Source organism: Rhodopirellula sp. JB055 (assembly GCF_043100905.1).
Taxonomy (GTDB): Bacteria; Planctomycetota; Planctomycetia; order Pirellulales; family Pirellulaceae; genus Rhodopirellula.
Genome location: NZ_JBICHO010000372.1, coordinates 1 through 8720, shown reverse-complemented (window position 1 = coordinate 8720; position 8720 = coordinate 1). Strand labels below are relative to the sequence as shown.

The 8720-nt window shown below is 57.4% G+C and carries 7 protein-coding genes and 1 pseudogene; 4 read left to right on the top strand and 4 right to left on the bottom strand.

The genetic code is table 11. The features are described 5' to 3' along the window. From ACF8AM_RS14865 to ACF8AM_RS14855, 3 genes and pseudogenes are all read left to right on the top strand, one after another. Positions 1-473: pseudogene (locus ACF8AM_RS14865) on the top strand (3-hydroxyacyl-CoA dehydrogenase family protein); the annotation flags it as partial. 75 nt (positions 474-548) lie between these two features. Continuing rightward, a complete protein-coding gene (locus ACF8AM_RS14860; RefSeq protein ID WP_392556388.1) occupies positions 549-686 on the top strand; it encodes a hypothetical protein in 138 nt (45 codons plus the stop codon). Between the two features lie 93 nt (positions 687-779). Further along, entirely contained in the window at positions 780-2354 is a 1575-nt protein-coding gene (locus ACF8AM_RS14855; protein ID WP_392556387.1) for a prenyltransferase/squalene oxidase repeat-containing protein, read from the top strand. Between the two features lie 55 nt (positions 2355-2409). Here ACF8AM_RS14855 and pgsW read toward each other — a convergent pair whose 3' ends face one another. From pgsW to ACF8AM_RS14835, 4 genes are all read right to left on the bottom strand, one after another. Further along, positions 2410-3591, bottom strand: coding sequence for a poly-gamma-glutamate system protein (pgsW, locus tag ACF8AM_RS14850; protein WP_392556386.1), 1182 nt, complete (start codon positions 3589-3591; stop codon positions 2410-2412). Next, positions 3588-4088, bottom strand: a complete 501-nt coding sequence (gene pgsC / locus ACF8AM_RS14845) for a poly-gamma-glutamate biosynthesis protein PgsC (RefSeq protein ID WP_392556385.1) — start codon at positions 4086-4088, stop codon at positions 3588-3590. Before pgsC ends, pgsW begins: the two co-directional genes overlap by 4 nt. Before the next feature lies 1 nt (position 4089). Next, entirely contained in the window at positions 4090-5415 is a 1326-nt protein-coding gene (gene pgsB, locus ACF8AM_RS14840) for a poly-gamma-glutamate synthase PgsB (protein ID WP_392556384.1), read from the bottom strand. 1109 nt (positions 5416-6524) lie between these two features. Next, on the bottom strand, positions 6525-7121 hold the full coding sequence (locus tag ACF8AM_RS14835; protein WP_392556383.1) for a hypothetical protein: 597 nt from the start codon (positions 7119-7121) through the stop codon (positions 6525-6527). Between the two features lie 245 nt (positions 7122-7366). On the opposite strand from ACF8AM_RS14835, the gene ACF8AM_RS14830 reads away from it, so the two are divergent. Then, the coding region (locus ACF8AM_RS14830; RefSeq protein WP_392556382.1) for a PQQ-binding-like beta-propeller repeat protein at positions 7367-8720 on the top strand (1354 nt) is incomplete at its 3' end.

Sequence of the window (8720 nt, the reverse complement as noted above, 5' to 3'; positions counted from 1 at the left end):
TTGGCCCCAGGACCGCGTTCGATGGCGGGCGAGTGGTTTGGCAATCGTTCCCGCAGCGGATGGATCCGTCGCCGTTGTTGCCTGCGATGGTCAAACGTTCCCTGCTCGGTGTCGCCGGCGGCAACGGTTTTTATGGCTACTCGGAAGACGGCACGCGTTTAGGCGATGAGCTTTCTGCCGAGGCGTCTGAGTTGGTGGACCGCTATTCTCGGGACGACTTTGGCGCCGCAGAAATCGGCGGTGATGCGTCGCTGGTAGCGGACCTATTCGCGGCGGCCATGTGGCGTGAAGCTCACGCGATTCAAGCGGCTGAAGTTGCCGATCTCGAAACCATTGATCTCGCGATGTCAGGCGGGCTGGGGTACGAAACTCCCGACGCTCATGCGAGTTGGTCAGCTCACATCGACGCGATTCGAGAGGAGCGTTTGGTTCCGTTGGCGAATCGCTTTCCGGCACTCAAATCGCTCCAATAGGGGGCAGGCGTTCAACATCCTTGGCCACTCGGGGGGCCGATCGCATCGATTGCGACGGGTACAATCGATGGATTGATGCGTTCTATTTTCACGCAGCGGCTGTTCGACGGCGATTTCTGCGGTTTCAGCTACAATAAAAGCTTGCGCGGAACGACATCTTTTCGCGTCCTGGATCGGTTGTTGGTCGAGTTCCTGGACGTTGTGTCGCGATGAGCTGGAACGACAAGTTTTGATTTGCATTGGCAACCGTCGATGCATGTCACTTGTCGAGACAACGATACGACTCCTCTTCCAATGGGATGATTGATGGCCACCGTTTCGGAAACGTCCTTGCCTGATCACGACCTCGTCGATGCAACCTTGGCAGATGAAGCTCCAGGTGCAGAAGAGACTGCCCCACGTCGGCGCATGGGCTTTTTAAAAGCGGCTCCGGCATGGTTGATCAGCACGCTGTTCCACATCGGGGTGATTTTGATTCTGGGTTTGGTCACGTTTGCCGATCCCGTCAAAATCGTGAATGTTCTGTCGGCAACCTCGACCGGCGAAGAAGGCCCTGAGATCGAAGAGTTCCAGATCGAACAGATCGATCCAGGTGACATGGTCGAGATGGAAGAGTTCACGGAACCGGTGGAGCTATCCGAGGCACTCGATACAACCGAGACCTTGCAGGTCGATGTGGCGATGGACGTGCCCTCGGTGCCCATGGAGATGACAGACCTAGCGTCCGACATGGCCCCGGTCGCTCAGACATTGCAAACACTGTCGTCGGTATCGATGACTGCCATGGACAGTCGCTCAGTGGACATGAAAAAGAAACTGTTGCGAGAATATGGCGGTTCGGCGGCCAGTGAAGCCGCGGTCACCGAAGCGCTCAAATGGCTCGCGCTTCACCAAGCCTCCAACGGCGGCTGGACTTTTCAGCACAACCTGGTCTGCAACGGCAAGTGCGGCGATCCTGGCGAACCCAAGCGAGCCGGTGCGGTCAACGCAGCGACGGCCATGGCATTGTTGCCGTTCTTGGGTGCCGGACAAACACACTATGACGGTGACTTCAAGAACGTCGTCCGAGGTGGCTTGTTGTTCTTGATCGCCAATGGAAAGAAAGGCACAGTTCGCGGGTTGCCTGTCTTGGATTTGTCGGAATCGGCTGGCAATGGCATGTACTCGCACGGCTTGGCCGCGATCGTTTTGAGCGAAGCCTACGCGATGACCGAGGACCCCGCTCTCGCAGTCCCTACCCAGCAAGCGATCAATTACATCGTCACCGCCCAGTGCGCCGACGGCGGGTGGCGCTATCGTCCTCGTGATGCTTCGGGCGGCGACACGTCGGTCGTGGGATGGCAAGTGATGGCGCTCAAGAGCGCTTACATGGGGCACCTGATCGTGCCGCCGCAAACCATCAATGGATCCTCTTTGTTCTTGGACAAAGTCCAATCCAACGGCGGAGCGATGTACGGTTACCAGGCGCCTTCCACACGAGTCCGTCCGGCGTGCACGGCGGCGGGGTTGCTGTGCCGCATGTACTTGGGCTGGGACAAAAACCATCCCGGTTTGCAAAAGGGCGTGGAAACGCTGGTCGACATCGGCGTTCGCAAAGACAACATCTACTACGACTACTATGCCGCCCAAGTGTTGCGACATGTCGGTGGCCCGGAATGGGACAAATTCAACACCGAGCTGCGGGATTGGTTGGTGGAAACGCAATCACAATCCGGTGGCAGCAAAGGCAGTTGGTACTTCCCACAGGCTGGGAATCACACTGGCCCAAAGGAAGGCGGACGATTGGCCGCCACCTCCTTCGCCACCATGATCTTGGAAGTGTATTACCGGCACATGCCTTTGTACGCCGAACAAGAAGACGAGGACGCGTTCCCGCTGTAGAAACGCATCCCACCTCAACAGATCAAACCATGTATTGCGGTTGATCTTTGGGCTGTTAGCCAAACCAGCCACGTTTCTGCAACCACTTCGTCAACCGATGCGGTGGCTTGACCACAATCGCGGTGGCGGCGGTGATGAAGAAAATCCCGATCAACGCCAAGACTCGACGTGGATCGATGATGGTGTAAACCGTCCCATGACCAACTTCCACTTTGGTCGTCGATGCGATGGGCAACCCGTACTGGTTGGCAAGAGCCACCACGTTGATCATGTTGATCACCGGCACACCTGACGCCAGGAACCGCGTTGCGACACAGTCGACTGCCTCGGGCGAACTGGCTTTTTTCTGGATCGTTGCCAGTTGTTTTGGCCGGATCAAACCTTCGCCGATGCTGTTGTTGCCTTCGGTGCCGCCTACCGACGCGTCGCCTCCACCAACGTTGATGTACGCGGCGTAAGTTTCGTCTTCTGCCGCTTTGGAATACGCGAGCATCCGCCGCTCGATCGCGTCGGCATCATCCACGCTGTCCATCATCGGAACGCCGCTTCGTTCAATGGCGGCGTCCAAGATCGCTCGAGTGTGATCGCTCATTCCCGCGGCACGGTCACGGAACCCGCCTCGTGAGATCTCCAAACTGCGGTAGGACAAAATACCATCGTCAACCAAGAGCTTTTCCATGTCCGGCCACATCATGTCCGGTGAGTTCGCGCCGAATTGGCTGGAGGCCGCACTGCTGATGATCGTCGGACGAACGCCCAGCGATTCGGCTGCACTATAGACCGCGATGTTCAACGCCGGAAACGATCCGGTACAACCAATGGCAATTCGGTCGCCAGGCCGAACGCCAGCATCGACCAGCAACCGCATCGCAACGGCGGCGAAGTTCGGATTGATCGAGGTTTGTTTTGCCGTCAGGTGACCGGGCAGCGTTGTCACCACAGACATCGAAGGACCCACCATGCCGGTGTCGGCAGGGTCCTGGGCATCCAACAGCGGATGGCCCAGTTCCAATCGCTTGGTATGGATCGCATCAAACGCCGTGTTTGCACGTCCGGACGCTTCCAGCATGCGATCCTTCAAATCAGGAATGCCGTAAAAGCCTGCCACCATCGTGCTCCATCCGCTCATTTGATGAGGCATCGCACGAAGGACGGCAACCGTTGCCACCGAAAGAGCAGCCAGGAACAACAGGGACCCCGAGGAGATTTTTTGAGGGCGGTAGTACAGTTTTTTCATACCAGCGTTTCAACACCTGCGGTCACGAGGACCAAGTAAACCAAAGACGTCGCTACCACCAGCGGTGACAAGGTTTGCACCACGCCACTGCGAGCAATCCAGAGAGCGACCAACCCCGGAATGACAAAACCAATGACGGTGGTACCGGCCATCATCATGGAAGCGGTGGAAGTGCCCGCATCCACAGCGACGCCAACGGGCATCGCAGGAAAAGCCAACTCCACCGCCAAACGCAACGCCGCTGCGATTGCGAATCCAACCACCATCGTCAAAACCACTCGCCTGCGACCGAACAAGATCGCCCAGCGATCAATCTGGTAAACGACCCACGCCGTCACCAAAGCGGCGGCGATCGTGGCAACGATGGTTGCCGGTTGATCGAACGCCAACGCCAAGTAACCCGGGACAATCATCCCGCCGACGCTCAGACCAAACGCTTCGGTAAAAATCAAACTCACGATCAGACCAATGCCGATCGACAAAGCGAGCCATTCCATCTCAAACCATCTCCATGACTCGTGCCGGATGGGTCGCAGGCGTACGGAAACGCTCCCACCCCTGGTCCTGTCCGAAGTGATCGGCCAACGCCATGCCGGGGCCGGCAACATTGCCGATGCCCATCAACATCATGGCCGACGGTTCCAACTCCTCCGCGGTTTTCGCGACCGCAGTGCCACCTTGGAATGATGACGGTGAGGCGGTTGCCACGCGTTGTTCGCGGCGGAATGATTCCAACACCGACTCAACCAGTTCCGTACCAGACGCATTGCCCAGACAGATGACTTTGTCAGGATGAATGCCGTGTTTGAGCAACCGGCGAAGGAAAATGTCGGTCCCCGATCCGATGATCACGTAGCGATCCGCGGGTGCCCACGCTGCCACGGCTTCGGCCATGGTCGTCGATCGGTCGGCACGGTCGACGCGGCAGTTCATCACCAAGACACGCTGAGTGACACCGGGGAAATAGTTGTAGGCTGCATCCCAGATTCGAGTGGTCGATTCCGGGTCATTGGCAGCGAACGCGTTAACGAAGTGCCACGTATTTCCGCGAACGGTTTGAGCGTGCACACGCATCGCACCTGGGTCAGGTTGAGCTTCCCACATGCCTTGCAAAGCCACGCCGCGATCGATTCCCAACGACTGACAAACCTTCAGTGCAAGTGCAACGTTCTCGGCGTGTTCCAGGTAGCTGAACTGGGCCAATTCGTCTTGGGTGATATCGGCTGCATCGTCGGCCGTGGTCACCAACAGTTCGCTTCCGCGATCATCGCAGGCTTCTTTCATCACCGACAAACCGTCCGCGCGGTCTTCCGCTGTGAACATGTTGCCGCCAATGGGCGTGGTCGCGGAGAGAGCACGGGCCACGTCTAAACGAGTCGGTCCCATCACGTCCAAGTGGTCGGCGCGAGCGTTCGTGATGACACCGTGCGTTGAGCGAACCAGCTTGAGTTCGCAAACCGATTGCAACAAAGGTTGCAGAGCCATGCACTCAATCACGAGCGCATCAGCATTGTGCCCAACTGCGGTTTGAACAATTCTCTTCTGTTCGATGACGTTGGCGCGGTCCGGTCGAAAGATCGGCAGCTCTTTCCCATCGGGAAGGATCATTCGTGCCAATGTGCCAGTGGTCTTGGCACACGTGCGAAGGCCTCCGGCACGCAAGCCAGCGGCGATCAAACGCGTCACCGAAGACTTGCCTCGCGTGCCGTTGACATGAATTCGAAATGGGATTTTGAAAAGTTGACGACGATACCAGTACGCTTCGACCATAGCGGTAGCGCACACGGAGGCGGCAAATGCCACCAATGCAAACGTGCCGTTCACGAACGGATCTTTCGATTGGGGGTGGGGATGGACGCGAACTAACTCAGGCCGGAATCGACCATCAGAAAAGTCAGGGCGTTAACGTCAAAACTGGCAAGGCTTGGAATGCCTGCTGGGGATCCCTACAGATGGGGGTGTAACATCCGATGCTGATGAAAAGGCCAAGAACCGGAGTCAGCGATCTCCGTTCGGTTCTTGGATATCGCGAGAATTATTGTTTTGCGACTGCCCGAGTAAAGAGCATTCCGATGAAATTCTTGTTGAATCCTCGAATGGTTTCTTAGACGCCGAAAGATGGCTGCTAAATGAGCAGCGAGGCCCACGGAAAAGAATCAGGAAAGAACTTTGGTGCGCTGAACTCCCCGTTTTTTTGCGCAAGTGTCAAGCTCGAAAACAGGCTGCGAAGAGAGCTTGACCACGGCGGGAAAATGGCCGGCTCGAGTGAGCCCAAATCCCCCCGGTTTCGGATCGATCAAGGCGGTCGATGAACGACTAAGCACGCCGGCAAGCCACCGCCAAGCGACTTGTCTTTCGCGAGCGTGCTGCGAATACCGGACCGTCGTGCCGTTTTACAATCGCAGAGCTCGCAAGATTGATGCACCCTCCTGAACGCAGAGGTCGTGCAGTTTTATTTCACCCTCCCTTTGCGAGGGTCGGCCCGTTTCGGGCCGGGGAGGGCTACGCGCTGGCTCCGATGCTCGACCCTCCCAGGGGGAGGGTGATGAGAAACGTTTGGCAACACAGCACTTAAAAACTGCACGACCTGTGCAGCGGGAGGGGGCGGAAAGCACGCGTTCAGCGAGATTTCTGGGGGAGGGCAATCCGCGCCGTTTTCCATGCTCGGCCCCCTCCCTGACGTACGCCTGAACGGCGTCGCTCGACCTCCCCCCAAACTTCGTTTCGGGAGAGGTTCTCAAATGCTGAAAACCGCTCAAACGCGGCCTCGATCAACTGCACGACGTCCTTCGGGAAGAGGGGAGACAGGTTGTCTTGCCTGTGCTCTCCGGGAAGAGAAAGTTGAATCCGTTATCGGAACGTCATCACCAAAGATTTCGCAGTCCACCAGAAGGACGTTGATTCACTGACACGCAAAAGTCGTCCTTTGCTTTTCAAAACGGCGGGGCGACCAACGGCGATGAAGCTGTCATTCTTCGCGACATCGCTGGGGCTTTGACGGCATGTGCTGCCGGTTCCTTCCGAGGGAAGGTCTCGGCCGCCAGGGAGCGTTTCGACTTCTTCGGTCGGGCTGATTTTGGCTTGTCGGGGTGCTGCATCAGCACGCGACTCTCATCGGGGATGATCCGCAGCTCCAATCCGGCCAAGTCCTTTTCCTGCATTTCCTTCACCGCTCGAGCGAGAGCGATTCGATCTCGCCGAGTGGCTTCGAATGATCGCGAAACAATCTTCTTGGGCGACGTGCCACCTTTTTCATAAAGAGCGATTCGGAGTCGTCCGTCGGTCAGGAACTCCTTGCTGGACCCGACATAAAACTGCCGCCAAGATTTCGAGTCTTTGTCGTACGCGGTCAACAGGTAACGAGAACGCTGGGTCAGCGGACGTCGCAAGTATTCTTCGGGCGTGATCGGTTCCGCGATCAGATCGCGAATTTCACGGATTTGCAAACGCCGACGCCGGAACGTCGTGTTGGCTTCGACCAAGGTCGATTCGGGGTAGGTCAGCTCGACTTCGTCATTGGGTTCGAACATCGTTTGTCTCCTTCGGGACCGAGGAAGCGTTGGCTCAGGAACATTGGCCTCTCAGTGCGCCTTGCAATGCATTGTTCGCGAGAGGCCGGACACGTTTGGTCAAAAGGCCGATAATTCACCGTTTCAGAGGCAGACAGAGCGATTTTCGGTCCGGTTTACTCCGCTCAAGGAAACTTTGCGGCACCTCACCCAACGCTGCTGCTAAAATGCGGGCGTCCCGCCTACTCCCCCGCTTGAGTCAATCCATGGTCCGCCTTGCCCGCCCCGCCGGTTTCTTTCGCCCGTCGGATTCATCGTTCGAGTCCGTGCCCACGGTTGGTCAGCGGTTCGTGCTCTGGGCTGTCGCCATTGCGGTTTCGTCAGCAGCGATTTCCTCCGCATCCGCAGCAGACCGCTGGCCACAATTTCGCGGCCCGCGTGGGGACGGGATCGTCACCGAAGGCAATCCGCCGGTGGAATTCGGTGAAGAGAAGAACCTGACGTGGAAAACCGAACTTCCAGGCAAAGCCTGGTCGTCTCCCGTGATCGCGGACGGAACGATTTGGATGACTTCCGCGGTGGAGATCGTTCCGTCGGAAGAGGAGCGTCTCGAACTGCTGAAGCAAACCGAGAACACCGAACGCCAGTTCAAGCAGCTTGCAATCGCCAAGTCCATTGAACTGAAAGCCTTCGCCGTCGATCTCGAAACCGGCGAACGGAAACGAACGGTCGAGTTGGCCACGATCGAACAACCCGACGCGATTCATTCGCTGAACAGCTACGCCTCCCCAACCCCGGTGATCGATGGCGAACGTCTGGTCTGCCATTTCGGAACATTCGGCACATTTTGCCTGAATCGCGCCAGCGGTGAACGGATCTGGCAACGGACACTGCCGCTCAAACACGCCGTCGGCCCTGGCAGCTCGCCCATTGTTCACGATGGAAAAGTCATCCTGATCCAAGATGGAATGGAACGCCAATATGTGATCGCGCTCAACTCAAAAACCGGTTCCACCGAATGGGAAACCAATCGGCCTCCGATGGACGCCCCGACAGGCGATCAGAAAAAGGCCTATTGCACGCCGATCGTGGTGACGGACTCGAACGGTCGCGAGCAGGTGCTGTGCATGGGTTCGCAGTGGATGGTTTCCTACGACCCGGAAAGCGGCGATGAATTCTGGCGGCTTTACCACGGCAAGGGTTTTTCGGTCGTCCCACGCCCGATTTTTGACGGTGAAGCGGTTTACTTCGCCACCGGATTTGGCAAACCACAACTGTGGGCGGCCAAGGTCGATGGCTCGGGAGATGTCACGGACTCTCACGTGTTGTGGACGGTCAAGAAAAGCATCCCGGCCAAACCGTCGCCCGTGCTGGTCGATGGTCGAATCTACTTGGTCGATGACAACGGAGTCGCCTCTTGCCTGGACAGCGAGGACGGATCGAACGTCTGGTCGAAACGCCTGGGCGGAAAATTTTCAGCCTCGCCAATTTTGGCGACTGGCCGAATTTACTTCTGCAATCACAGCGGCGAGGTTTTCGTCATCAAACCAGGCACAGAGTGTGACATCGAAGTGACCAATCAAGTCGACGGCCAGATCATGGCTTCGCCAGCGGTCGTCG